The 597-nt window shown below is 68.2% G+C and carries 1 protein-coding gene; it reads left to right on the top strand.

Translation table 11 applies throughout. The features are described 5' to 3' along the window. Nucleotides 1-16: 16 nt before the first annotated feature. Nucleotides 17-597: GntR family transcriptional regulator (locus Q4I23_RS32995; RefSeq protein WP_498529044.1), on the top strand; the 581-nt coding region annotated here is incomplete at its 3' end.

Genomic DNA, 597 nt, shown 5'->3' with positions numbered 1-597 from the left:
AGGGACGGGAACAGCCATGCAGACGATGAGTTTCTCGGTCGCACCCCTGGATCAGGGGATGAGCTTCAAGGCCAAGGCCTACCAGTCGCTGCGCCAAGCCATCACCCAGATGGACATCTACGGCGGGCCGAGCGAGATCCGCCTCGACGAGCGCCAGCTCTGCGAGGCGCTGGGCGTCAGCCGCACCCCGGTGCGCGAGGCCATGGCGCTGCTGGAGCAGGAGGGCTTCATCCGCTCGATGCCCCGGCGCGGCATCTTCGTGGTGCGCAAGACCAAGGCGGAGATCATCGAGATGATCACCGTCTGCGCGGCGCTGGAGGGCATGGCCGCCCGCCTCTTCGTCGAGCGCGCCGACGAGCGCGGCATGGCCGACCTGCACGAGACCTTCGACCGCTTCGCCGAAGGCGAGCTGGCCGACCACGTGCTGGAGTATTCCGACGCCAACGTCGCCTTCCACCAGTCGATCATCCAGGCCTCGGGCTGCACGCTCATCGCCGACCTGACCGACCGCTTCTTCATCCACATGCGGGCCATCCGCCGCGTCACCATGCGCCGCGGCGGCCGGGCCGAGACGTCCATCGTCGAGCACCGCGACAT

Source organism: Azospirillum sp. UFLA03-27 (assembly GCF_059803775.1).
Note: the sequence above shows the minus strand (reverse complement) of the source record. Positions and strands in the feature narration are given on the sequence as shown.